Genomic DNA, 22,726 nt, shown 5'->3' on the forward strand with positions numbered 1-22,726 from the left:
TCTGCTGTCTTATTCCATTATCCTCGTTCAACACCTATATCAAAAATATTCAGTTGCGCCTTTTCTGCTTCAAGCCTTTTTCTTGCTTTTTCATACATTCTCTTGTCTTTCTCAAATCCTACATACTGTATTCCTGCCTCATAGTATGCAATCAGACTGCTTGCGCTCCCTACATGAGTATCCAGCACTTTCCATCCTGGTTTTATATACTTTCTCACTATCCATCTGTATAGATTTACCGGTTTTTGTGTAGGGTGTATCCGCTGTTCATTCAGTTTCTTATTCCCCTGCTGAATCCATCCTTCTTCAATGCTTTTTCCCTGCATCATCCCATTCCACATATACCGAAATAACCTCACCGAATTATGCAGACTGCAGGATGCTATCTCGCAATCAGAGAATGAATTCTTTTCATTGCACTTATCCCACACAATACGTCCTGCTGGAAAATGCCAGTCAAAATAATTACATCCAAAAATAATCTGTTGCTTTGACACTCTTTCAAGCTCCTTAAAATATCCCGGGCCTGGCACTTCCCATTCTTCGGATTTTTCATAAACGCGCTGCACTCCTATCGGGCTAGTCTTCCGTCCGTAAAATCCACGTTTTTCCGGTCCGCTAAAATACGGTGGATCAACAATGGCCAGATCAAAAAATTTATCCGGGAACTCTTTCATGCCATCCATGCAGTCCATGTTGTGAAATCCAAAATCAAGCATTTCCTGGATTAACTCCTTTCTCTCCCTGCCCGCAGGAAGATATATTACTTTGATTCTCCTTCAATGAGTTCTCTCAAATCATCAATCACATCCGCATATAGCATTGCTTTTGCTCCATACATTCCCATCTGCCAATATCCATACGCAGATAAATCTTCTTTCCTGCCCTCATACTCCTTTTCTTTCTTCTCATTCCTCTTCATCTGACGCTCATAGCTGTGTATCAGCTTTTCTATTCTTTGTCTGATAGATCTATCCAATTTTGTCACCTCAGTCTTGAATTTTCTTTATCCTGTCTCCTTCTGTATACTTTTTACAATCTGCTGCATCCCCGCCTCTTTCCTTGTTTGTTAGTATGTAGTAGTCGCAACCTTTATGTCCTTTTGCACGATACTGGCAGCTTCTACATGCATGCCGGTCAGCATTCCATCCCGGAGTCCCCTGTGGAAGGGCAGCACATTTCTTTTCTGTTCTTTCTATCCATGAGTATAATGTTGAATACTTTATTCCCGTAACCATAGATACATGCTTAATAGACGCTCCTTGTTTTAACAATCTCTTTGCTTTTTCTTTATTTTTATACCAATCCGTGTCTGTTTTTATCATTTTCTTGCCCTTCTCTCAAGTAATTATTTATTTTATTTCAATCCCACACTCTTCTTTTAGTACAGTAGTAAAATCGCTTACACTTTCGACATATCCTTCATTGTATGCTTCAAGTTGTTTGTTGTACTCATCCAAAAATTTACTTAATCTCTTTTCTCCATATCCAAATTTATCGTGCAGCACCATCAATGATATAATTAAATTTGCTTTTCCTGCTGCCGAAATAAGCATATTATCTTTTCTTTGCTGTGTCAGTCTAGCTAGTGCTGGGTTCATCCTTTTGCGTTTTATCATCTGTAATTACCTTTCTATTTTTATTATATTTCGATTTCCAGCCATTCTTTTTGTGCTTTATATCGCTTTAAGTATGTATCTCGGTTTACTTCATACCGTCCTCTTCCAATATCTTCATCTATCTGTGCTAAAAGCATTTTTACAGAGCATATTTCCGCATTGTCGCTTCCTCCTGTAATGTTGTTTAAATTTTCAAGATTTGTCATTTTCCTTTCACCTGCTTTTTTCTCTTCCGTTTTGTTCCAGCGTACATAAACGCCGCCATGTTCCCCTGTTTAAATCCGGCTGACTGTTTTCTTCTGTTTCCGCTGAAGCTATGCTTTATTTCCTGCGCCATGATTCCCTCCTAAAAGTTTGCTTTCCAAATCGTCCATGTCATAGTTGCGCCGTTCAAAATTGTTGTTGTTTTTCACAACAGGACTTTTACTCTGCGTTGCCGGTCTTTGTCCTCCCCTGTCCTGCACTTTTGACAGCCAACTATTCACAAACCGCTTAACCCCTCGCCGTGTTTTTCGTTTTTCCCGGTTGCTCAAACTCCATGCCCTCATGTCACGGAACGCCTGTCTCACGTCCACGGCGGGATACAGCCTGACATATTCGTTATAATCGTCAATAGGACAGCTCCACTCCGTTCCGTCATTTAGCGGGATAGCCTCCACGTCAGCAAGCGAGAGCGAAGTTTTTCGCTCCAAGCAAGAAGTATTATTATATTCTTCCTTTCTTTCCTTTTTTCCTTCTTCTATTGTTGGGAATGGTTTGGGAATAGTTTGGGATTTGTTTGGGAATTGGTTGGTAACTTCTTGATAAACACCATAGTTATTTACCGTAATTACGGTATATTTGTTTGTGGTTTGTTTGGTAACTTCTCCTGTTTCTATTAGGTGCTTTAAAGCTGTTCTGACTTCATCTTCCGTTAAATTTAATTCAGAAGATAATTTCTTTATAGAAGTTATGAATGATCCGCGACCAACAATTTTCCCTTCAAATTTCCCGTCCTTCCAATTTGCTTTCAAGAGACAGTGCAAAAACAAATTTTTTGTATGTTCGTTTTTATACCATTCCCAATCCAAAATCTTCCGATTGATTTTTATGTAATTACCATCCATCGTTCCTCCATCAGTTCATTTCTTCAAGTTCTGTCTTTTCTTTATTCATTCCAAGAATCATTTCCAACACGGACAGGGAGTACTAATCCGATAATCTCTTCGTATCTCACAAATGCAATCATCTTGTAATCGCCACCAGTGTCCACTGAATAAGTATCGCAACCATCAAACAGTTTGATATACTTCGTGTCCAACCAAATTTTGACACCCAAATCGCTTTCATAAAGCCGGACTGTTCGTTTATCAAGGAAAAGCGCTCTCTTTGAAAGCCTTGCCTTTACTAACTTTTTCTTCAATTTTTCTCTATCATAGTTTCGGAGAAATTTTTCTCCTACTTGTCTCAATTTGCTTATATCAATAAGACAATCATCTTTTGGTATATATACAATCATGTAACCATCTGTTATCATCACAGTATTATCATTTTCCTCTGCAAGATAATTCCGTGTTTTGATTGCCTCAATCTGTATTTTGTTTTCCACTAACATATCGTTTCCCTTTCATTCATAATTATTTTCATCAATCAAACCATTGAATTTTTCCATAGCCTTGATCGACACTTTATTCCCCGCCTTTTCAGGTTTTATCGCCACAGTCAAGTGTTTGTCTATGATGTGCGATAGCTCACGGGCAAGGGTCTTTTTCCCTTGCTTTATGCCGTCATGGTAGCCTTTCTGGGGGCGAAACTCATTGATTTTCTCTTTCCCTTCTCCCTGACCGCCAGATGTTTTGTTGTATCGGCACTGATAGCCCTGTCTTGTATATGCGAGAATCCAATACTGTTCCATTTCATCAAGTTTGTCTTCTGGATAATTGAGAAACGCTATTCGCCACCCAAAAGGATTTCCCGAAGAATAGAAACCTCGCTTCTTCAAACTCAAATCTATATGCTGATATCCAACAAGGTGCTGCGCAAGCCTTGTTAAAATGTGTTTGGCTTGTCCTATGTAAAAATAGGATATTTCATCTTCATCTGTTCTCAATAGAAAATAAATGCCGCTATCCTCGTTCAGATCGGGATTGATTTCAAGCAAGCGTTTCTTGTTCTGCTGCTCTATGGCTTTTGCTTTTGCAATATTCTTTCTTTTATCCATTCCACAACACCTACCTAACCAAATTCTCAATATTCACACTAAAGCCATCAAACTTCTTGTTCCGCAAGTATTCCTCAGTGCTGAAGAATAGCAAGCGACCATTTTCCCTATCTACTGCCATACTCACTTCATTTTCAATTAAATTTTGCCGAAGTATTTGCAATGACAGGTCAATCATCTGTTTTGTTTCTTCTTTCATACTTCATTCCCCCAACAATCCCAGCCCTTATATTGTTGCCTTGCAAATAATTCTATTCGCGGAACATCTCCGCAAAGTTGCACAATACGCTCTCGCACTTCATCTGGCTTTTTGCTGTGTTCTTCAATTCTACTCAATACAATGCTATGTACCCCTGCATTTATTCTTTTCGGTTTTCCCTTCGTTGCAAGTAAACAAATTTCTGCATTTGCCCTTGTCCAACGTCCCATTCCCATAAACAAACTATCTGATTTTCGATTCTTCTTTATCCATGTAAATGCACATGTTTTATATTCAAAGCCCCATTTTTTAATAACTTCAAAACATTCGTTCAACTTTGGCATTGTAATCCAAAGAAAAAGAATAGCATCATCCGCAGTTATTTTAGTGATTGGCAATCTCGCAATATCAGAAATTTTCATAACGGGATATTTGCAACAAGCTCCTCTATTTCCTGCCAATGCTTTGTCTTTGTAACTCCACGGCGGATCCGCATAAATTATATTGTACTTTTTATCTGTATTAAAAATATCTACTTTCATTTTCTGTTTTGGAGTAAACTATAGTTTTAAGCGCGCGCAAACCTCTTTTTTCCTCCAAATTTTATTTTTTAATTAAATGGTAATTCCTCATCAATACCATCTGGGATATTTGCGAAACCATCGTCCGTCGACGCGGAGCCATACGGTGACGGCTGCTCTTGCGCCCTGCGGTTTCGCTCCTGTTCTGCTAAACTCTCTGCAAATTCCTGTTCCTCCACGATCACCTCTGTCGTGTAAACCTTCACGCCATCCTTGTTCGTGTAGTTTCTCGTCTGGATACGACCGGAGACAGAAATTCTCATACCCTGACGGAAGTATTTCTCCGCAAACTCCGCAGCTCTCCCAAATACTGTACACTGAATGAAGTCTGCCGTTGGCTCTCCGTCTCTTTTGAATTTCCTATCCACGGCCAGCGTATACTTCGCCACGGCTGTATTATTCGCTCCGCCATATCTAACCTCTGGATCGCGCACAAGACGTCCAACTAAAACTGCTTTATTGATAAGTCATTCCACCTTTCTACATAAACAGAAGTTCCGAATCTGGAAATCTATAGTTGCGTTCCATCGACACAAAGGAGGCGTTGCTTTCTTCAAGAAATTCGACAACATCATTTAATGCAGGACGTTCTTCAAATTCCCTTTCCTTAATTACTTTTTTCTGAACACCCGTGTCAAGAATCGCCCGTAAAACCCAGTATTCTTCTATTTCTTTTTCCGTTTTAACCTCTACTTTATACTTCATTTTCAATTTCCTCTCCTTCACTTAATTTTCTTCCGCAAACAGGGCAGTAATTTATTTCCACATTTTCATATAACGCATTATTTTTATATGGATATTTGTTAAATCCATAAAATTTAAATTCACCATTGTGCCTAATCAATTTAATCGTGTCTGCTCCACCCCTATTTCCGATATTCGGATTCTCTCTAGCCATATCTTCGTGAATATCATGGTAACAGCAATCGTCATTCATAAACTTGTCTTCCCAATAGCTTTTTATAAATTCGCAAAATTCGCACATATCATTCCCTTTCTGCCAACTCTTATGGCTCAAATCCTCCCTAAAAATTCCAGAAATTCTTTTGACGGTTTCGGCGGTTCAAACTTCAGCTTTCGACCGCAGTAAGGACAGAAATTGTATTCTTCCGTAACATGCATACCACAATCCTTATCAGGACACCGCCATTCATTGAACTGTTCGCCGTGAACCGTCCAATATCCGATGTACTCTGCGTTCTTTGTTCTGATTTTCATAATTGCTCTCCTTATTGTTTTGTCGCATTCATTAATAACGTAAACAAGCATATCAGCAAAGCTGATATAAGCATTGGAATCACGTCTCCATATTTAATTCTATAAATAACACATGCAATCCAAACGATGAATGAAACAATCCATAATGCATAGAAAATTTTATAAATTAAACGCATCCTTATCCTCCTCAAAACGGACATAAACTTTTTTTCAGTTCCCACTCTTTTCCTGCCGCCGCATAATCGACGTATATGGCGTTTCCCGCTACCTTCTGTACCTCTGTGACACATTTATCGCCTCGGCATGTTTCACCGCCCATATGACAAAGCAGAACGCTTCTCAGGTCTTTTGTGCGGTTCTTCTCTACAAATGTTTTGCAGGTATCGAGCGAACAATGACCCTTGACTTTATGCTCAAAATTCGGCAAATCCTTATCGACAAGCTCCTGCTCATAATTGCACTCGATAATCATGTGGTTAATCCACTGTTTCTTGAATATGTACGGACAATATTCAAAGTCCGTCATGTAAAGTATCTTCTGCCCCTCCGCCTTGATTAAAAATCCATTGTTCCATGTTCCATTGTGCGGTAAATCGAAAGAAGTCACGTCAAAACTTCCCATCGTCGCATGTGATCGTTTTACTTCGCCTGCCTGGAAGGGCGCTACGATATGTGCCCCCATTTTGTAAAAGTCATTTAGTGCTTTGCTGTGATCGAGATGGACATGGCTACATAAAACACCAGATATCCTCCTAATATCAAAGTTCAGTCCTTTCTTAATCTCCATGATCGGCAGACCGCAATCTAAAATGAGTGTTTCTTTCTCGGTCGAAAGCAGATAGCAATTTCCTTGTTTGGAACCAGAGCCGAGGCATTTAAGTTTCAACATCTTTACATCTCCTAACTTTCTCGCATATTTCTTCCAACTGTTCATCCGACATTTCATAGAAATCTACATCCAAATCACAAAATCTCCAAGGAAACGGACAATGTTCATATTCTGGCGTCAACTCTTTGCCGAGTTCATCAAAATCAACATTGCATCTTTTTTCGCAAATCTTCCTAAGAGTTTTGAGAAATTTAATGTCATTCATCTTCTAGCTCCACATCCTCGTCTGCCGGAAACTGAAATACTCTGCACTCAATTACTGGATTGTTAGGAACGGTTTGAATAAATCCATTGTTCTTCATTGATTCTCTAATTTTTTCTTCGAGTTCTTGCGACAAATCAATATCTTCTACCACATAATCAGAAGCGCAAAGGAAAAGTTCGCCAGAATATGCAAGTCTACACATCTCCATCGCCTTTTCGGCCTTTTCCGGCGATGTGTAATTGGCAAGAATACCCCTCTTGCTTGCGTCTCCGCAAAGCCGATACCATATCTCATTTTCGTCACGATGTATAATTATTTGTTCGTATGGAAAATCAAAGTTTCCTGACTGGCTAATCACTCGCATTTTTCACCCTCCTACTGTGCCATAAACGGCGGGAGCTCCTGCTCTGCCTTCTGCGGTTTTTGCTCCGGTTCTTCGTATTCCTCGTCAAAGTCGATTTGATTCGCATTTTCCGAAATTTCACTTTCTACAACCTTTGCTGTATCAAGTTTAACGTCCGAAACTTCGCTCATTTCTTCCTGTGTATACATCCCCTGAAAGTTGTCTGGAAATGCTTCTCTAAGAGCCTGAACCACAGCTACTTTCCGTATCATAGTCGCCGGCCTTTTCGACCACTGACTATTCACTTCTCCGTTTTTCTTGCGCCCTATGTATTCTTCGAGATTTACAGATGCATACTCAGGAGATTCATGCCCTTTGATAAACACTTTAGCCCATCCGCCAACTAACTGCTCTGTCGGAAGAACAAGCGTCCCCTCTCGCTCAATAACCGTTCCGTCTTTGGCAAGCACAATAACTCCTGCTTGCTTTCCTGCATATTCTGGCGTTGCTTTCGCTCTTTTCGTAAAAACATCCTTTCCCGTTACAATCGTTGCCGGGTCATTACTCCCAAATTTAATAAGGTATGCTTCTCTTAAAAATGGATTTAAGTGCTGATATCTGCAAAGTGAGAGAAACATCATAACTTCCTGATCGCTAACTTGACCACCGCCGCTAACAAGATATTTTTTAATTGTTGTCGGAGACAATTTCACCATTTCTCCATTAGCTTCATACTCCACAACGCCCTTATTTTCCTGTACCGCTACTTCTTTCTTCTCTGCCATTTATTTGTCCTCCAACTCATATTGATAATCAAGATTACTTATAAAATTTTTGATTTCCCCATTTTCTATAACAACAAATTCTGTTGCAAGTTCTGAAAAGTCTTTCAAACTGCTCGGTTCATATTCGTCCGTTTCTTCGTTGTATGTTTCAAACCATCTTTCTACGCCATCATCGACAGACGTATTTTTGAAGATAAAATAGGGATATGCGTTTTCGTCAATGGAACGAATCGTATCAGATATTTCTGTAAATCTTTCGATAATATGCTCTCGTTCCAAAGCGCCTACATTATCTTCTTCATTCTTGTGGTACTCTTTATGCGTTTTGATAAATTCCAAAATGCTATTAGCTATACATTCTTTGTCTTTTGTAAAATACACGCATTGATTTGACATTTCCCAACAAATTCGCTCACATGTATTATCTGAGTGGTTCATAAAATCATTGATTTGTTTCCATACATTGTTGCCGTCAAGTCCAATAACGGACTGTACTAATCCGAATTTCTTAGGCAAATACTTTTCAGATAAAATGTGCCATATAATAGGAGAAAACCACCATGAATTTTTAAATTCTGCCAGCACTTCTCCGTGAAACTTTTTATCCATTACCCATAAACTGCTATAACTCATATTTCCTCCACTTTCCCATCAATCTTTTTCAGCTTGTCCCGGAACGGAAGAACCTCTTCCTCTGGAACATTTATCTGTGTCACAACCGCCTGTGCCTTTCCGATCTGCACCGTATCGCCCGGCTTCACCAGAACGTTACTACAAAAAGCGTATTCTCTGCCGGTCATCTTGCCATCTTTCAGGTATCTTGCTTTAATCAGTATCATTCGAAACACCTCACATTTAATTCTTCATCATCCGTCACCTTCAAAGCGATAATCTGGCAATCCGTAATGTTCAAAGCCTTGTTCAGATTGTCCGTATCGAGTGCCTCCGTGTCATCCAGAAAGATTAAAGTCTGTATTCCTTCTAATTTCTGTATCGAATTACAGATGTCCAGTTTCCCAATCAGCTTTTTCGCCTTATTTGAGGAAATGTCCAGAAGCGACATGCCATCTATCTTCGGTATGCAACAAGATTTATAGCCTCCGTTTTTTGCATATTCAAACAATTGCCACTCCACGATATTGAATAGGGAATTAACCTCAGCCGACAACGCATTGTTCTTCGCCTTGTCCAGTTCATCGAGCAAATACAGCACCTTTTCAGCGTCAGCCTTACTCTGCTCAAGATCAAGTTTCTTCTGCCGTAATTCTTCAAGGCGTTCCTCGTCCTTAGACTTGTCAGCCATAGCAATCTTCCGTTCTGTCTCAGACAACTTCTGTCTCAAATCTTCTTCCTCGGCTTTCAACTGCTGACGGATAGCCTGTGCTGAAGTTCCCTTATTTAATGCCTGCTCTTTCTCCGCGATTTGCGCTGTGATAGACTTATATTCCTCGGTGTTGGAAATGTCTGCTACCAATGGAATAGTTTTTATATATTCTTCTGTTTGAAGAATCTCCTTTTCCCATGTCCTCTCCGATGGTTCATTGTTTGCAAGGATGAGTTTAAATCCTTCCAGTTCTTTCTCCTGTTCTTCAATAAGCCCTTTAAGTTCAAAGCCTCTTTTTTCAATACTCTCAACTTCTTCTTTCTTGCGTCGTTCAAATTCAGCTTTTAACTGTTCCTGCTTATCTGCCGGATATGCCTGTCCACAATACGGGCAAATTAGCGTAGCCTCGTCAAATTCCCTCTTTTTTGCCTCATCCCATTTTTTAGTCTGTTCATCACGTTCTGTCTTATATGTATTGATCGTTCGCTCAATCTGCTCAATCTTCCCCTTTGCCATAGAAATAGTATTCGTGGTATCATCAAGCCTTTTGTTTAAACTAATTAAATGCCCTTTAAGTCCAGAACGTTTTTCTTCTAACTCCTTGTTTGCTTTCTGTTGTAACCCGTTCAACTGGAATTTCAGCTCCAGGACGCCGTCAGATAATGCCTGCCACTCTTCCAACTGCTTCTCCGTATCGTCTTGTTTTGTTCGGTTCTCCGCAATCTGTTCTTTCAGGCTGTTCCTCAAAAGTTCCAGTTCCGCCACGTCAATTTCGCTGTCAGCGGTCACGTCACGCTCTTTCTCTTTAATCTGGCCATCAAGAACAGGAATTTCTTTCGTAACCCGTGACTTTGTGGCTTTGTTCGTAGCCTCTAATTCTTCGCGGGTATACTGTTCTAACAGCGGGACAAGTTCTGCCAGTTCCACAGATGTTTTAGCCATATCTAAATCAATCACATTCTTAATCTTGCTGAATATGTACTCACGAACCTCTCCCGGCTTCTTTTCCAGAAAGGCGTTGATATTGGAACACATGAGCAGCGTTTTCATATCCATACCAAAATAACTGTTGAAGTCCCTCAATGTTTTTGGCACATCATTGATGAAATAGCTGTTATCGTCCTTGTAGGAAATTCCATCCTTCCCAATTGTCCGTTTCTGTACCTTTCGGGCGGTCACTTCCTTGCCGTCCATATCGAATACCGCTGTAACCTCAACGTCCATATCGTTTACTGGCTGTCTGTTGACTTCTCGGCGCACTTTCGGATTATCATTAAGCTGATAATCGCAATTGAACATCAGCCAGAGATACGCCGTCACCACGCTTGTCTTTCCTTTTCCATTCTTTCCGCTGATGATCGTCCTGTCCGCAAAATCAAATATCCTGTCATGGTAAGTCATAAAGTTTACTAGACGGAGTAATTTTAATTTAAGCGTCTGCATTTGTTTTTACCTCCTCAAAAAATTCACTTATGTTAAACCATTCATCTTTCATAAGATTGCCGATTGTATCAACGCATGAACCCAATCCATTATTAACTACCCTTATGTATTTTCCGTTTAAATCTTCCCAGTTTCTCACTCCCACAACACGCATAATCTCTGTTAAACACTCCATTGACTTTGCACTTGCCACACGCCTTTTCTTTATTTTGTCGTATGTATCAAGTGCATATCCACCGAATACACATCCGCAAGCACCGAATTCTAGTGTCAAACCAAATGTAAGTATGCCGTGGTCTTCATATCCCAAATTAACGTTGGTAATCTGTGCATTTACAATTTTTCCGTCCATAACATATCCTCCAATTCCATCTGTTCAAATTCGGCTTTCATCAGCCGTTCGGTTTTCACTTTGCTTTCCTTTCTCTTGCTTATCTCTGCCCGGCAATCATCACACACGCCCTGTTCTAAATCGCCGGGGTCGCAGAGGCAGTGGCAGATACGACAGCTACGCATTGTGTACCTCGTCGCCTATCGGTTCGTTCATCATTTCTTTGTCCTTGTTCTTCGTATACTGCCAGTGCGCGCTGACCGCTTCGGCTAATGCTCTGCCTGCGTTTGCATTATCTAAAGCCTTTGAGAGTTTTTCCGTGTTGTAAAACACGTCGTCTGGTTCTGCCGTTTCTGCACACACTTCCCAATTTGGAATAGCCACGAACCAGCCATTAATATGACTCCCATAAATAATCAAATAGTTATATCCGTTCCAGTCCACACTAATCTCATGTGTTTCTCCTACTGTAAATTCGCCTACAATCTCAGCACTCTTGATTTCTTTCTTTTTCATTGACTTTTCCTTTCCCCATGCCGTAAAATAAGCATAGAAGTAGCTTTATTAGTTGCTTTTGCGCTGTTCTGATTGGTGGTCGTGGCAGCGCATTTTTAATGTCCAAAGAATATGTAACACACAGGCATCCCTATAAAAACTCCACATACCAGCACTGTAAACAGCGCCCAGTCTTTCCATGACATTTCTTTTTGCTTTTTACGTCGAATCCTCGGCTGTTCCGGTACGATCAGCGACGTTCTCTCCACCGAAATCAGCTCTATTTGTTTTTTCGGTATTATCTCCCTCATTCCGATTTCCCCTTCTTTTCTTTGTTCTCGTAAACTTGTCAAGAACTTCCACTTGCTTCGTTCCCTTCTTGACAATATATAAATAGAACTCCGTTTCCTTTACCAGCGACCACTCCTTTGCATTATAGTTATGAGCAGAAACACATTCTTTCTGCTCCCTAGTCAGCCTTTTCCCCTGTTTCATTGTCCTGCCCTCTGTGATTTTTTCTTTCTTTCCATACTGTCCACGCCGTTCCGACTAAAATAAATCCCACCTCTGCTAAAATCGTGGCAAGTACGCCACACCAAAATTCAGGTATATACATTTCTTAGTCCTCCCTCAATTCTTTCAAAAATTTCTTTGCCAATACAGAAACTCCAAGTTCAAACACCGCATCATCAAACCCTTCGTCAAGGTCGGATAATGTCCGTATTTCCTTTTCCAGTTCCTTTTTATCGTGCAAGAACTCTACGTTCACCTGCCCGTTTACGATTCTTGAATTAAATACTGCCATTGCTTCTCTCTTCTTCATATTTACTCACCTTTCTATCAATGGATAAATATCATGTTCTTTAAGCGTTTCATAAAGAAACAGCCTTCCTTTTTGCGTCCACTCAGTCTGCATTTTGACATCCGGCCTTCCGCCTGAACGTATAATGTCAATAGTTTTGCTGTGAACATAATCGTTTCCAAGATATGGTCTATACAAAATCCACTGGTCTCCCACCTTGTGTTGGATATGTAAATCTCTCAGAAGTTTGTTGAATGCCTTTGCAGACATTCCATAATCTTGCGCTATCTGGGTAACAAGTACAGTAGATTTACTTTTGAGAATGACATCCACATAGTCAGCCTTTGGAGCAAGTTCCCCGATAGTCTTGTTCATTTCATGCACCGTGTTCTCAAGCTCCTTGTTCTTCTCCTTCTCTGCTTTCAACTCAGTTGCCACCTTGATAAGCAAGTCTGGATTGTTCACCAGCTCGTCAACCGCATACATGCCGTGCTTGCGAATTGATGGAAGCACATCATTGACAACCCAATCTTCAAATTTTTCAGCAGACGGTAATTTTGAGCGCATAATTAATCGGTACATATCTCCTTCATTTATGTAGGAAATATTCTGAACCCCACTAGATGTAGGGGTGTCACGTTTCGTTACTCCCTTACAATGGTCTGAAACTGCTTTTCTTGGATTGCTATATCCAAGTGCTTTTGCAACGTCAGAAGCCACGAACCAAATCTCATTTCCTATTGTCATAGTTCTAACGCTACCAAACTCTTTGCTTTCAAAAATCTGTAATTCGTTCATTCTCTCTCCTATTTTAAAGTTAAATATTTTGAACTTTTATTGTAAAAAAATATTCCTGAATATCATCTTCCGACAAATCAAGCAAGCCTATAGCTTTGAGTATATCAGGCTGTTTCCACGGAATTTTTCCATTTATTTTTTTCGATAATGTACGTTCAGACCATTCCATTGCTTTAGCGAACTCAATTTGACTTCCATACTTTTCTACAATACGTCCTCTTAATTTGTTATAATCAAAAGCCATTTTCCTTCCTCCTTTCTAGTTCAAATATTTGAACTATACTTACAATAACACCCTTCTCTTTTAATGTCAATATATAAGTTCATTTTTTTTAACTTTATTTGTTTTTTATATTGAACTTTTGTTCAAAGCGTGCTATATTCTTGTTGAAAGGAGGCGGTCATATTGAAAAGGGCAACCACATCAGAAAGACTTAAATTTATAATGGAAAAGCGTAATCTTAAGCAAGTAGATATTTTAAATTTATCTCTTCCTTATTGCGCTAAGTATGATGTAAAAATGAATAAATCTGACATAAGCCAATATGTTTCGGGAAAAGTAGAGCCAAGCCAAGATAAATTGGTAGTTTTAGGAATGGCTTTAAATGTTACAGAAGCGTGGTTAATGGGATTTGATGTTCCTATGGAACGAAAAGATTCACCAGAACAGGCGATAAAAGATTTTGATTTTTACTATAGATATTCGTTATTGAACGAGCGCGATAAAAAAGTTGTATTAGATATGATTGATTCTATGCTTTCAACACAGAGAAGTGGGAATTAACCCCACTTCTCCAAAAATAATGTTAGAAATGTATATAAATATCTCAAAGTTCCTTCGTCTTTTACTTTTTTCAATAATTCAATGATCCTTTCTCTATAATACTCTTTCGGCCTTAACGGACTTGATTCAACATTCTTCTCCATAATTCCCTCCACGCACAAAATATTTATCGATATTCGACAAGATTTTACTTCTTCACCCCACAAAATATAGTAAAATTCTACATGAGGGAAGAAAAGCAAAATACCTTTTCTTCCCTTACCAGAACTTGAAGTTGTCCTGTTTTAAGGACAGTTTAATCTTATCATAATGGGGAAGGGGGCATATGCACTTCAATACATAATAATTATAATTTTATGAGTTCCAGTGCGTAGATTGGTTTTTAATGACACAAAAAATTTTAACAGAATTAAGAGAACACATGTTAAAAGAGATGGACCGTAAACATTTAGATATGACAGAAATGGCAATTCAGTGCAATATGTCCTATCGCAATTTACAATCTATCTTATACGGGGAACGCAAGGACGTTAAACTGTCCACAGTCACTAAAATTTGCGAAGTTCTTCATTTTCATATTTTTATTACTGACGATAAAACAGACAGATGTATAGAAAAAATAGATAAAATAAATGAAAAACACAAACAATCTGTATATGACTATGTGGATTATGTGTATGATACGGGGAAAAACTAGGGGCGAATTTTACACGCCCCTATAATCAAACTACAACAAAATATATCCCAATTAAGGATGAAGGTGGAAAATACAGCGTTTCCTTCTGACCGTACATGCTCTCTGGGTCTTCTACGCCTTGACGCTGACAAAGATAAACAGAGCCGTTCTCGCTGTAATATTTTCCGTATTCATATTCAAATCCACTGGTTGATACGCTATCAGGCACCGGAATTGGGTCTTCGTATGTACCATTATGTCCTTCAATAATCTGTCTCCATAATGTCGGGTCTGCTCCTGGATACCAATTTGACTGTTTATCATGTTCTTTCTGCAAAGCCCAAAGTCCATCACCGTAATTCCGCCGCAAATCATCTGGATTAGACATGCTGTAATGATAGCCTTCCGCGTCATTGTCCCAATATTTATATAACCCTTTAGTGGCCAAAGCCTGTTCATCAGTATTGCTAACCGCATTGATTTGAGCCTGCATTTTAATTGCACCCATCGCACTTATGCTGTTACTCAGTAATTCAATTCCTTTTTTAACCTGCTCATTATAACTTACAAGATAATCACCTTTTAACTCGTTTCCATAAACTATCCTATCTACAACGTCTTTTGTAGTCGAATTATCGACCATTTTAATCATTTGTTCCGCATAACTTTCTTTTTCTATCCTATTTTTTTCTTGCTCGCGGTACAAGGACGCCACCTGTGCTTGATTTAATTCTACGCTTACGCCATCGGAATCTTTTAATAATGCTACATTGCCGGAATTAAGCGTATCTTCATAAGCATTTCGAATATTCATTTTGTCCGAGGACGTGTAGCTAAACTGATGGTCGGAAAACTTTTTCCCAGTTACAATATCGCTTTCAGACATGCTTTTTATCTCTGATTTCTTCTCTTCTTTTATTTCTTCTAATGTCTGCTCTGGTGGTTCTGGTGTCGGCTCTGGCGCGACATATACACTTCCGTCGTTTGACAACTGATAACCGTTGTATTCTTCTATCACATCGTCATTTCGATAAATGGTCGTAAAATCGTGATAGAAATTTGCTCCGATGTCTACCTCACAAGCCTCATCAAGGAATAAATTGAATCCTGCCGTAGATACTTCTTTTTCTGAATCAAATTTTAAGGTTACAATATTTCCATTCGGAATAACTTTTGCTTTATATACTTTTTCACTTTTCAAAAATTTTAAATATGCCATAATTCCCTCCAAGACTGTTAAAATAATTGGAATTTATCAAACGCAACTCCAAACGCTCCAGCATACCCATCCTGTCCATTTCCGACTTCATTGTCGAACTGCCACGGATAATAACCACCACCGATCGGAGCAACTCTGTACTGTGCTTTTTGATAGCCGTATGTATTTATAATGTCAGCTGGTGTATTATAATATACTTCTACTGCATCAATCACAATACCATTGTCACCAGCCCATCCATTATTAATATCGTTCCAATTACATCCAGTTACATATGGATACCATCCGCCGCCTTTAACATGTACCCGATATTTCACAGACCCCTTGTTTACTTTAATTGCAATTCCAGCGATTGTCCGTCCTGGAAGCCCTGCATAATCAGACAGGTTGCTCACAAATGGCAAAATTGTTCCATCTGTCAACTTTACAGCATAGGTAAATACAACTCCTGCATCTCCAGAACTACTAGAAGAGCTTTCTCCTCCAGATTGTGCCGGCGGGGTATATGAACCTCCTCCAGATACAGTCTGTCCTGCAATTCCCTTTGCAATCAGTTCCGCAATGCCAGATGGCCCCAAACTGTTATATAAATCGACATCATGGCTGTTATCGCAAAATAACGTTTCCACAATCATTGCTGGCATAGCGGAAGCATTTAAGTCATGGTAACCTGTATTATATTTTCTCCCTCGGTTTTGAAATCCTTTTTTTGCAAAATTATTGCAGATATTATCTGCGATGCTATTCATTGTCCCATTGCTTCCGTCATACAGCCACACTTCTGTCCCGTTTCCCGCACCTCCGGAAGCATTCATATGAATAGTAATATATACATCACAACCATTTGAATTCGCTTTATTTGTTCCTTCCGAAAGCTCACTGTTTACATCATACGCATTAGAATTACAATCTATTACTGTATGACCCTGCGACTGTAACTTCGGTACTAACGCATTATAAATTTTCCTTACTTCGGCCTGTTCATCCAAAATTCCCATGGCTCCTTTGCAGTTTGGGCTATGCCCACCTCTTAATCCTATTTTCATATATTTTCTCCTTTCTGAGCAACTTTGCGCATGAAAAAAGAGCTTTAAGCTCTGGTTTATAAGTTACTGTTGAAAATATTTTGTCAGTTAAATGATAATTACATTGTCGAAGAAGGCGAAAATGACAACGGCCACTATCGAAAATGGAGTAACGGCACGCTTGAGATGTGGGGAGGCTATCGCGGCACATTTTCTATTCCTTCTGGAAACGTACAAGGCAATATTTATTACTCTGCTAATAGAACAATACCATTTCCTATTGAATCAAAAACATCTGCACGTATTGTAGCTACCGTTTATTCAAATGGAATACAATGGTTAAAAATCTCGACATCCAACACAAACAAAACAGGTTTTGATGTGGTTATAATGCAGCCGACAGGTGCAAATCCTACGGCAAATGTAAACTGGAGCGCGATTGGAACATGGAAGTAATTATTTCCATGTTCCAATAACGTGCCAGTTATAGACTACACCAAGATCGCTAACAGATGCGTTAGCGGCCATTCGGAAGCCTACTGATGATTTATTGCTATATGCTGCACCTGTAGCCCATATAATTCCAGAGCTTTCTACGTACACATTGGATACGACTGATGTTATAGATTCAACTGGTAGTGTAATATCAATAACATTACTATAATACGGTGCGCTATTTCCATTTTGTATCCAGACTTCCGCCCGCTTGCGTCCCCACATTTCAAGTGTACCATTAGCCCACTTTCGATAATACCCATTATCATTTTCACCAGATTCCACAATAGAATTATCATTTAACTAACAAAACCTCTCTTGAAAATTTTAATAGTTACATAAATCATTGCATAACAAAAACACCCGACTGTGCCGGATGTAAAAATCTTTATATTTTTTACATTGTTATGCGCTAAGATATATTTTGTGATGATGTCTTATTGAATCTTCGTCTTTCGTCCAATACATCATCGTTGTGTTTGTGCTTGCGTGTCCGGCGATTTCGGCCGCTTCTTGCAACGGCATACCCCTATTTAATCCGTTAGTGAGGGCTGTTCTCCGGAATTTATGTGGATATGCCTTTATTTCTATGCGTTTTGCTGTCCTGGTTATCATCCTTTCAACACCGTCTTTTTGCAATCTACTATATGGTTTTTTCACGGAAACAAATAATGCCGGATTATCATCGGTTCTGCTCTGCAGGTATTCCCGCAAGTATAAATTCGCCCTGTCATTCAGATATACTCTCCTTTCCTTCTTTCCTTTTCCAAAAACTATTAGATCTTTTGTAGAAAACTTTATATCTTCTCTATTTAGTTTTGTCAATTCGCTCACACGCACGGCTGTACTATATAGAAATTCTATTATCGCCTTATCTCGCAGCGTTTTGCAGGCACGTAATAACATTTCCCGTTCTTCATCCGTATACACCTTTTTAATTTTTTTCTCTACTTTGATTTCCTCCACCATTATCACAGGGTTTTTTCTTATTCTGTCCCTGTCTCTCAGCCACGAAAAGAAGCTGCTGTATACTGCCCGAACGTTTTTCAATGTCTGATTTTTCACCTGCCGCAAGCGTTTATATGCCCTCATATATTCGCTAATGTCCCCCGCTGTCACCTCTGCCACTGCTTTATTGATATATGACAGCAGCCGTGTTAATTCGTACCTATATCGTTCTACCGTGTCCGACGTCAATCCTCCCAGCGCTTTTGACATCAGAAAATCGTCCATGTCCGTCTTCCATGACCTGTCTACGACCCGCATCCCTGTCTCTTCCACCAATTTGCAGCCCGCAAAGACAATATTCAGCGCTGTTTTTAGCTCCCGTAACTGTTCATCCCGTAACACCGTCTGCATGCGCCGCAGCACTTCCAAAATTTTGTGTTCCATCTGCCACACTCCTTTTTACTTTCAGTGTAGCAGAACATAGAATTTTATATTGCAAAGCTCTGTTGCTTTGTCAGTTAAATGATAATTACATTGTCGAAGAAGGCGAAAATGACAACGGCCACTATCGAAAATGGAGTAACGGCACGCTTGAGATGTGGGGAGGCTATCGCGGCACATTTTCTATTCCTTCTGGAAACGTACAAGGCAATATTTATTACTCTGCTAATAGAACAATACCATTTCCTATTGAATCAAAAACATCTGCACGTATTGTAGCTACCGTTTATTCAAATGGAATACAATGGTTAAAAATCTCGACATCCAACACAAACAAAACAGGTTTTGATGTGGTTATAATGCAGCCGACAGGTGCAAATCCTACGGCAAATGTAAACTGGAGCGCGATTGGAACATGGAAGTAATTATTTCCATGTTCCAATAACGTGCCAGTTATAGACTACACCAAGATCGCTAACAGATGCGTTAGCGGCCATTCGGAAGCCTACTGATGATTTATTGCTATATGCTGCACCTGTAGCCCATATAATTCCAGAGCTTTCTACGTACACATTGGATACGACTGATGTTATAGATTCAACTGGTAGTGTAATATCAATAACATTACTATAATACGGTGCGCTATTTCCATTTTGTATCCAGACTTCCGCCCGCTTGCGTCCCCACATTTCAAGTGTACCATTAGCCCACTTTCGATAATACCCATTATCATTTTCACCAGATTCCACAATAGAATTATCATTTAACTGCTTAACTGCCAACGCCCCCGCCATCTTTCCTGGTGTAACATTTGCTGCTATATCATCTAAATCATCGATAATATCAGCTATATCAGCGGAGTTATTCACTCCTGTATTAGTCGCATTTATCTGTGCTGCGCCAAAATTACTTCCTACTTGCGTGTAATCTGTCACATCTTCTAAAGAATATGTACCGTCCGCATTTTCAATTAATCTATATCTTCTCTTGCCGTCCATCGACGGGTCGAGAATATCGTCTTCAAAATTTACTGGTAATGTTTGTTTTGCCATTGTTTTCCCTCCTTATTATTCTACTTTTTGCCAATACACCGGATATTCTATTGGACTCCACGTACACACCTGACCTTCCGGAGCAGTGCAAATGTACTTTTCGCCTTCAAAGGTTACTTTATTGTCTTTGTAGTACCATTTCCCCGATACATACTCCAAATATTCCCCTGGCTCTTCCGGTTCCATTCCTCCAGTTTCCAGTTTCGCAACACGTTTATCCAGTTCTTTCAGTTTATTTAATACATCTATGCTCATTTGCGCGTTCGCTTTTTCTCTAGCAAGGTCAATCAACTCTGTTTTTTGTTCGTCTGTAATATCCCCTTGCAGCCATATGGTATCGATCTTTTTAGCATATCAGACAGTTCATATCTGCCTGACGTGATTACGTTTTTGATAATCTCATACATGTTTTAACTCCTTTTCAGTAATTCTGTATTAGTGTTTGTAAGTTTCTCTTCCAACTCCACAAATTTCTTGTCTATATAGTTCTTTGTATCAGCTACATATTCCACTTCCATGCCCGCATTACTGTCATTTTGAATCCTAGTTGTCGGGTAGTAGGTTTTCATCTCTGCAAACGACGGAAGTTGTTCTTCTGTTAAATCAATTTCAATCGGCGTTTCTAACTGTGCATATACAATAATTTCCTTGTCTTTCAGCCATTCTTTTAACAACTGTACAGATTCTTCGTGTTGCGTTTCTTCTGTCGCGCCTAAAATATTATTTTGAATATTAAAATCTATGCCTTCTTTTTCTACAATGCCAATACTGTCCTTGTTATCATTCCATGAAGATTCACCTTCGTTCGCATAACAAATAAATCTGTTCGATAGAATATAACTGGTTTGTATAAAATTGTACTCAGTGTTATATCTATAATGTTGATGGCTTCTGTTTGTTACATAAGGGTTCATACTATTTATAACACTATCCGCATTTATAACAAAAGACTTAACATATTGTACATATTTACGTCTTGTAAAATCAATGAAATTGCATACCCACTGTTGTCTATTTCCATCTGTGTAATTTCCTCCTCGCAGAACAGGAATACCATACAGGCCACCTGAAATCTGAACAGAGAATACATCACTTTGTTCCTCATTACTATCTGAAATAACAATACTAACAGTCCCAGATTCACCTACATTTTTAATCTCCGACGGTTGTTCTGGACTAGGGGAAGGTTTACCGCCTGTGTATGGCTCCCAAGGAAGAGCACTGGAACCAGCATTTAACATGGGAATTATTATAAAATCACTGTATTCTTTGATTTCATCAATCCGTAATCTTACATCAAGTTTGTCACCTTCAATCAATGCAAAAGACGGAATATCTTCGGAATTTACAAGGGTACCGTCATTAATTGAATATATCAATCTAATATGTGAATCCATGCCACTTTTTTGTGCTGATAAATAACACATTCCAGATTTTTCTGCAATATATGTTGCGATTATTTGATTATATGCATTATCTATCGGCGTTCCATTTATAGTAATTACTCCGCTTTTGGCATTAATCTGTAAATCACTACCATCAAAATCTCCGTCTTGAATTTCTAATAATTGTGCACCTGTAGTGGTCTGTTGTTCGGATTTCCCAAACAGTCTCAAATTTTTAAACTTTGCCGCTGCACTATCTTGCAATAATATGTTTTCTCCCTTGGCAGTTTCCACAATCACGTTTGCTTTTACTTCGTATAGTTCCTGAAGTTTTTTACCAGTTGCTTTTGCGTCTGCGGCCTCTCCTTCTTTGGTAAGCGTCACGTCTACAGGCGTTACTGGGATAGGATTATCAGACATATACTGATTCACAGCTATTTGTACCTGTTCATCTGTTGCGTCTGCACCGTTCTTTCCATTCTCTCCTGTGTCGCCTTTCTCTCCTTTCGGAATTGCAAAATCTAAGACGGCAGCATTTTCCGTCCCACTATTGGTTACACTCACTTCACTACCTGCCGCACCTGTTGTTACCGTTCCAACGCGAATTGTCGCCGCTTTTCCTGTTTCTCCTTGTTCTCCACGTTCGCCCTGCATGCCTTGTGGAATCACAAAGTTAAAAATCGCGTCTTGCTCTGTGCCGCTGTTTGTAACCACGGCGGGAGTGTTTGGTTCCCCTGTTGTAACATTGCCAATCGCTATAGTAGCGTTCTTTCCGTCTGCGCCATCCTTTCCGTCTTTTCCATCTGCGCCCTTTTCTCCCGTATCACCTGTATCGCCTTTATCTCCCTTTTCGCCGTCAAACTTTCCTGCATCCGCATCTTCACGAACAGATTCTGCTATCTCTTTTGTTTCCTGCATAATTGCAATTATCTGTTCATACTGACTCGGAGTAGGGTCGGAAGAAAGCTCGCCCGAATACAGTGTGTCGTTTAAAGAAAATGTCTCTGTACCTGTCGTAATCCTATAATTTTCTTTTTCTCCGACAACCGATACAATAATGCTTGCTTTCCCTATCAAGACTTCCGGCGGAACATAGCAAAATCCATCGTCTGTTAAAAACCGCTTACGTTCCTTCCCCTTCATGGAATTTTTGAAGAAGGCTGTTTTTGCACAGCCTTCCCATTCTTCTCCTTGAAACTTGAACTCGCACCCTACATAGTTCAGAGAACGCTCTACCAAATATCCCTCGTTTAATTTAGTAAGTCTTTGTCCTGACACCTGAAAATTTAATATAAACACTTTCTCACCTCGCTTATTTTATTCCGCCTTTTTCCTTTCCTAGCCGAACAGGCAAACGATACATATTAGGCTCTTGCGCGCTTTCTTTAACAGCTACACTTATTTTTAGTTGTTCGCCTACCTTTACTAAATTTTTTGACAGCTTTACTTGTGTTATCACTACACTCATA

Annotated in this window: 44 protein-coding genes; 4 read left to right on the forward strand and 40 right to left on the reverse strand. The window is 39.5% G+C overall.

Annotated elements, in window-relative coordinates; all coding sequences use genetic code 11:
• Positions 1 to 17: 17 nt before the first annotated feature.
• From ACZ5C4_RS13060 to ACZ5C4_RS13210, 31 genes are all read right to left on the reverse strand, one after another.
• Entirely contained in the window at positions 18 to 719 is a 702-nt protein-coding gene (locus ACZ5C4_RS13060) for a DNA methyltransferase (protein WP_464521380.1), read from the reverse strand.
• A gap of 44 nt (positions 720 to 763) precedes the next feature.
• Entirely contained in the window at positions 764 to 979 is a 216-nt protein-coding gene (locus ACZ5C4_RS13065; protein WP_464521381.1) for a hypothetical protein, read from the reverse strand.
• 10 nt (positions 980 to 989) lie between these two features.
• The gene (locus ACZ5C4_RS13070; protein WP_464521382.1) at positions 990 to 1,325 is read right to left on the reverse strand and encodes a hypothetical protein; all 336 of its coding nucleotides are present in this window, start codon (positions 1,323 to 1,325) and stop codon (positions 990 to 992) included.
• A 27-nt stretch (positions 1,326 to 1,352) separates the two neighbouring features.
• The gene (locus ACZ5C4_RS13075; RefSeq protein ID WP_464521383.1) at positions 1,353 to 1,619 is read right to left on the reverse strand and encodes a hypothetical protein; all 267 of its coding nucleotides are present in this window, start codon (positions 1,617 to 1,619) and stop codon (positions 1,353 to 1,355) included.
• Positions 1,620 to 1,642: 23 nt separating this feature from the next.
• Positions 1,643 to 1,825, reverse strand: coding sequence for a hypothetical protein (locus ACZ5C4_RS13080; RefSeq protein ID WP_464521384.1), 183 nt, complete (start codon positions 1,823 to 1,825; stop codon positions 1,643 to 1,645).
• A complete protein-coding gene (locus ACZ5C4_RS13085) occupies positions 1,822 to 1,956 on the reverse strand; it encodes a hypothetical protein (protein ID WP_464521385.1) in 135 nt (44 codons plus the stop codon). The genes ACZ5C4_RS13080 and ACZ5C4_RS13085 overlap by 4 nt, the downstream gene beginning before the upstream one ends.
• Positions 1,934 to 2,725: a hypothetical protein gene (locus ACZ5C4_RS13090; protein ID WP_464521386.1), complete on the reverse strand. Its 792-nt coding sequence runs from the start codon at positions 2,723 to 2,725 to the stop codon at positions 1,934 to 1,936. Before ACZ5C4_RS13090 ends, ACZ5C4_RS13085 begins: the two co-directional genes overlap by 23 nt.
• A gap of 41 nt (positions 2,726 to 2,766) precedes the next feature.
• The gene (locus ACZ5C4_RS13095; RefSeq protein ID WP_464521387.1) at positions 2,767 to 3,213 is read right to left on the reverse strand and encodes a hypothetical protein; all 447 of its coding nucleotides are present in this window, start codon (positions 3,211 to 3,213) and stop codon (positions 2,767 to 2,769) included.
• Between the two features lie 12 nt (positions 3,214 to 3,225).
• Positions 3,226 to 3,819, reverse strand: coding sequence for a GIY-YIG nuclease family protein (locus ACZ5C4_RS13100; RefSeq protein WP_464521388.1), 594 nt, complete (start codon positions 3,817 to 3,819; stop codon positions 3,226 to 3,228).
• Positions 3,820 to 3,829: 10 nt separating this feature from the next.
• Complete coding sequence (locus ACZ5C4_RS13105) at positions 3,830 to 4,018, reverse strand: hypothetical protein (protein ID WP_464521389.1); 189 nt, start codon at positions 4,016 to 4,018, stop codon at positions 3,830 to 3,832.
• Positions 4,015 to 4,560: an MT-A70 family methyltransferase gene (locus ACZ5C4_RS13110; RefSeq protein ID WP_464521390.1), complete on the reverse strand. Its 546-nt coding sequence runs from the start codon at positions 4,558 to 4,560 to the stop codon at positions 4,015 to 4,017. Before ACZ5C4_RS13110 ends, ACZ5C4_RS13105 begins: the two co-directional genes overlap by 4 nt.
• A gap of 68 nt (positions 4,561 to 4,628) precedes the next feature.
• Positions 4,629 to 5,063, reverse strand: coding sequence for a single-stranded DNA-binding protein (locus tag ACZ5C4_RS13115; RefSeq protein ID WP_464522352.1), 435 nt, complete (start codon positions 5,061 to 5,063; stop codon positions 4,629 to 4,631).
• 16 nt (positions 5,064 to 5,079) lie between these two features.
• Positions 5,080 to 5,304 carry a hypothetical protein gene (locus tag ACZ5C4_RS13120; protein WP_464521391.1) on the reverse strand — a complete coding sequence of 75 codons (225 nt, stop codon included), beginning with the start codon at positions 5,302 to 5,304 and terminating at the stop codon, positions 5,080 to 5,082.
• On the reverse strand, positions 5,294 to 5,536 hold the full coding sequence (locus tag ACZ5C4_RS13125) for a hypothetical protein (protein WP_464521392.1): 243 nt from the start codon (positions 5,534 to 5,536) through the stop codon (positions 5,294 to 5,296). Before ACZ5C4_RS13125 ends, ACZ5C4_RS13120 begins: the two co-directional genes overlap by 11 nt.
• Positions 5,537 to 5,613: 77 nt before the next feature.
• On the reverse strand, positions 5,614 to 5,817 hold the full coding sequence (locus tag ACZ5C4_RS13130) for a zinc-ribbon domain-containing protein (RefSeq protein ID WP_464521393.1): 204 nt from the start codon (positions 5,815 to 5,817) through the stop codon (positions 5,614 to 5,616).
• A gap of 187 nt (positions 5,818 to 6,004) precedes the next feature.
• Positions 6,005 to 6,706 carry an MBL fold metallo-hydrolase gene (locus ACZ5C4_RS13135; protein ID WP_464521394.1) on the reverse strand — a complete coding sequence of 234 codons (702 nt, stop codon included), beginning with the start codon at positions 6,704 to 6,706 and terminating at the stop codon, positions 6,005 to 6,007.
• A complete protein-coding gene (locus ACZ5C4_RS13140) occupies positions 6,693 to 6,911 on the reverse strand; it encodes a hypothetical protein (protein WP_464521395.1) in 219 nt (72 codons plus the stop codon). Before ACZ5C4_RS13140 ends, ACZ5C4_RS13135 begins: the two co-directional genes overlap by 14 nt.
• Positions 6,904 to 7,275, reverse strand: a complete 372-nt coding sequence (locus ACZ5C4_RS13145) for a hypothetical protein (protein ID WP_464521396.1) — start codon at positions 7,273 to 7,275, stop codon at positions 6,904 to 6,906. The genes ACZ5C4_RS13140 and ACZ5C4_RS13145 overlap by 8 nt, the downstream gene beginning before the upstream one ends.
• Before the next feature lie 11 nt (positions 7,276 to 7,286).
• Complete coding sequence (bet, locus tag ACZ5C4_RS13150; protein WP_464521397.1) at positions 7,287 to 8,039, reverse strand: phage recombination protein Bet; 753 nt, start codon at positions 8,037 to 8,039, stop codon at positions 7,287 to 7,289.
• The gene (locus tag ACZ5C4_RS13155; protein WP_464521398.1) at positions 8,040 to 8,672 is read right to left on the reverse strand and encodes a hypothetical protein; all 633 of its coding nucleotides are present in this window, start codon (positions 8,670 to 8,672) and stop codon (positions 8,040 to 8,042) included. It lies immediately after the preceding gene.
• The gene (locus ACZ5C4_RS13160) at positions 8,669 to 8,878 is read right to left on the reverse strand and encodes a hypothetical protein (RefSeq protein ID WP_464521399.1); all 210 of its coding nucleotides are present in this window, start codon (positions 8,876 to 8,878) and stop codon (positions 8,669 to 8,671) included. Before ACZ5C4_RS13160 ends, ACZ5C4_RS13155 begins: the two co-directional genes overlap by 4 nt.
• Positions 8,875 to 10,806 (reverse strand): coiled-coil domain-containing protein, encoded by a 1,932-nt coding sequence (locus ACZ5C4_RS13165; RefSeq protein WP_464521400.1) that lies wholly within the window; start codon positions 10,804 to 10,806, stop codon positions 8,875 to 8,877. The genes ACZ5C4_RS13160 and ACZ5C4_RS13165 overlap by 4 nt, the downstream gene beginning before the upstream one ends.
• Complete coding sequence (locus ACZ5C4_RS13170; RefSeq protein ID WP_464521401.1) at positions 10,793 to 11,158, reverse strand: hypothetical protein; 366 nt, start codon at positions 11,156 to 11,158, stop codon at positions 10,793 to 10,795. The genes ACZ5C4_RS13165 and ACZ5C4_RS13170 overlap by 14 nt, the downstream gene beginning before the upstream one ends.
• Positions 11,140 to 11,322 (reverse strand): hypothetical protein, encoded by a 183-nt coding sequence (locus ACZ5C4_RS13175; RefSeq protein ID WP_464521402.1) that lies wholly within the window; start codon positions 11,320 to 11,322, stop codon positions 11,140 to 11,142. The genes ACZ5C4_RS13170 and ACZ5C4_RS13175 overlap by 19 nt, the downstream gene beginning before the upstream one ends.
• Complete coding sequence (locus ACZ5C4_RS13180; RefSeq protein WP_464521403.1) at positions 11,315 to 11,653, reverse strand: DUF6618 family protein; 339 nt, start codon at positions 11,651 to 11,653, stop codon at positions 11,315 to 11,317. Before ACZ5C4_RS13180 ends, ACZ5C4_RS13175 begins: the two co-directional genes overlap by 8 nt.
• A gap of 95 nt (positions 11,654 to 11,748) precedes the next feature.
• Positions 11,749 to 11,943 carry a hypothetical protein gene (locus tag ACZ5C4_RS13185; RefSeq protein ID WP_464522377.1) on the reverse strand — a complete coding sequence of 65 codons (195 nt, stop codon included), beginning with the start codon at positions 11,941 to 11,943 and terminating at the stop codon, positions 11,749 to 11,751.
• Positions 11,852 to 12,127, reverse strand: coding sequence for a DUF6906 family protein (locus ACZ5C4_RS13190; protein ID WP_464521404.1), 276 nt, complete (start codon positions 12,125 to 12,127; stop codon positions 11,852 to 11,854). Before ACZ5C4_RS13190 ends, ACZ5C4_RS13185 begins: the two co-directional genes overlap by 92 nt.
• Positions 12,102 to 12,248, reverse strand: a complete 147-nt coding sequence (locus tag ACZ5C4_RS13195; protein ID WP_464521405.1) for a hypothetical protein — start codon at positions 12,246 to 12,248, stop codon at positions 12,102 to 12,104. Before ACZ5C4_RS13195 ends, ACZ5C4_RS13190 begins: the two co-directional genes overlap by 26 nt.
• Positions 12,249 to 12,251: 3 nt before the next feature.
• Positions 12,252 to 12,455, reverse strand: coding sequence for a hypothetical protein (locus tag ACZ5C4_RS13200; protein WP_464521406.1), 204 nt, complete (start codon positions 12,453 to 12,455; stop codon positions 12,252 to 12,254).
• Between the two features lie 6 nt (positions 12,456 to 12,461).
• On the reverse strand, positions 12,462 to 13,232 hold the full coding sequence (locus tag ACZ5C4_RS13205; RefSeq protein ID WP_464521407.1) for a phage antirepressor: 771 nt from the start codon (positions 13,230 to 13,232) through the stop codon (positions 12,462 to 12,464).
• A 19-nt stretch (positions 13,233 to 13,251) separates the two neighbouring features.
• The gene (locus ACZ5C4_RS13210) at positions 13,252 to 13,476 is read right to left on the reverse strand and encodes a DUF739 family protein (RefSeq protein WP_464521408.1); all 225 of its coding nucleotides are present in this window, start codon (positions 13,474 to 13,476) and stop codon (positions 13,252 to 13,254) included.
• Between the two features lie 162 nt (positions 13,477 to 13,638).
• Here ACZ5C4_RS13210 and ACZ5C4_RS13215 point away from each other — a divergent pair, with 162 nt between their 5' ends.
• On the forward strand, positions 13,639 to 14,016 hold the full coding sequence (locus tag ACZ5C4_RS13215; protein WP_464521409.1) for a transcriptional regulator: 378 nt from the start codon (positions 13,639 to 13,641) through the stop codon (positions 14,014 to 14,016).
• On the opposite strand, the gene ACZ5C4_RS13220 is transcribed toward ACZ5C4_RS13215, so the two are convergent.
• Complete coding sequence (locus ACZ5C4_RS13220) at positions 14,013 to 14,159, reverse strand: hypothetical protein (protein ID WP_464521410.1); 147 nt, start codon at positions 14,157 to 14,159, stop codon at positions 14,013 to 14,015. The genes ACZ5C4_RS13215 and ACZ5C4_RS13220 overlap by 4 nt on opposite strands.
• 278 nt (positions 14,160 to 14,437) lie before the next feature.
• Between ACZ5C4_RS13220 and ACZ5C4_RS13225 the strand changes: the two genes are divergently transcribed.
• Positions 14,438 to 14,713 (forward strand): helix-turn-helix domain-containing protein, encoded by a 276-nt coding sequence (locus ACZ5C4_RS13225; protein WP_464521411.1) that lies wholly within the window; start codon positions 14,438 to 14,440, stop codon positions 14,711 to 14,713.
• 25 nt (positions 14,714 to 14,738) lie between these two features.
• Here ACZ5C4_RS13225 and ACZ5C4_RS13230 read toward each other — a convergent pair whose 3' ends face one another.
• Both ACZ5C4_RS13230 and ACZ5C4_RS13235 read right to left on the reverse strand, forming a co-directional pair.
• The gene (locus ACZ5C4_RS13230; RefSeq protein WP_464521412.1) at positions 14,739 to 15,911 is read right to left on the reverse strand and encodes a hypothetical protein; all 1,173 of its coding nucleotides are present in this window, start codon (positions 15,909 to 15,911) and stop codon (positions 14,739 to 14,741) included.
• Positions 15,912 to 15,928: 17 nt separating this feature from the next.
• Positions 15,929 to 16,957 (reverse strand): N-acetylmuramoyl-L-alanine amidase, encoded by a 1,029-nt coding sequence (locus ACZ5C4_RS13235; protein ID WP_464521413.1) that lies wholly within the window; start codon positions 16,955 to 16,957, stop codon positions 15,929 to 15,931.
• A 69-nt stretch (positions 16,958 to 17,026) separates the two neighbouring features.
• Here ACZ5C4_RS13235 and ACZ5C4_RS13240 point away from each other — a divergent pair, with 69 nt between their 5' ends.
• Entirely contained in the window at positions 17,027 to 17,392 is a 366-nt protein-coding gene (locus tag ACZ5C4_RS13240; protein WP_464521414.1) for a hypothetical protein, read from the forward strand.
• Here ACZ5C4_RS13240 and ACZ5C4_RS13245 read toward each other — a convergent pair whose 3' ends face one another.
• Positions 17,393 to 17,656 (reverse strand): hypothetical protein, encoded by a 264-nt coding sequence (locus tag ACZ5C4_RS13245; protein WP_464521010.1) that lies wholly within the window; start codon positions 17,654 to 17,656, stop codon positions 17,393 to 17,395. It lies immediately after the preceding gene.
• A gap of 180 nt (positions 17,657 to 17,836) precedes the next feature.
• Positions 17,837 to 18,823: a tyrosine-type recombinase/integrase gene (locus tag ACZ5C4_RS13250; protein ID WP_464521415.1), complete on the reverse strand. Its 987-nt coding sequence runs from the start codon at positions 18,821 to 18,823 to the stop codon at positions 17,837 to 17,839.
• Between the two features lie 62 nt (positions 18,824 to 18,885).
• Between ACZ5C4_RS13250 and ACZ5C4_RS13255 the strand changes: the two genes are divergently transcribed.
• Entirely contained in the window at positions 18,886 to 19,245 is a 360-nt protein-coding gene (locus tag ACZ5C4_RS13255; protein ID WP_464521416.1) for a hypothetical protein, read from the forward strand.
• Here the strand turns inward: ACZ5C4_RS13255 and ACZ5C4_RS13260 are convergent, their stop codons facing one another.
• From ACZ5C4_RS13260 to ACZ5C4_RS13275, 4 genes are all read right to left on the reverse strand, one after another.
• Positions 19,246 to 19,872 (reverse strand): hypothetical protein, encoded by a 627-nt coding sequence (locus tag ACZ5C4_RS13260; protein WP_464521417.1) that lies wholly within the window; start codon positions 19,870 to 19,872, stop codon positions 19,246 to 19,248.
• 15 nt (positions 19,873 to 19,887) lie between these two features.
• Complete coding sequence (locus ACZ5C4_RS13265; RefSeq protein ID WP_464521418.1) at positions 19,888 to 20,127, reverse strand: hypothetical protein; 240 nt, start codon at positions 20,125 to 20,127, stop codon at positions 19,888 to 19,890.
• Between the two features lie 155 nt (positions 20,128 to 20,282).
• The gene (locus ACZ5C4_RS13270) at positions 20,283 to 22,556 is read right to left on the reverse strand and encodes a hypothetical protein (RefSeq protein ID WP_464521419.1); all 2,274 of its coding nucleotides are present in this window, start codon (positions 22,554 to 22,556) and stop codon (positions 20,283 to 20,285) included.
• A 13-nt stretch (positions 22,557 to 22,569) separates the two neighbouring features.
• Positions 22,570 to 22,725 (reverse strand): hypothetical protein, encoded by a 156-nt coding sequence (locus ACZ5C4_RS13275; RefSeq protein ID WP_464521420.1) that lies wholly within the window; start codon positions 22,723 to 22,725, stop codon positions 22,570 to 22,572.
• Position 22,726: the final 1 nt, after the last annotated feature.

The sequence above is a fragment of the Mediterraneibacter flintii genome, assembly GCF_055387595.1.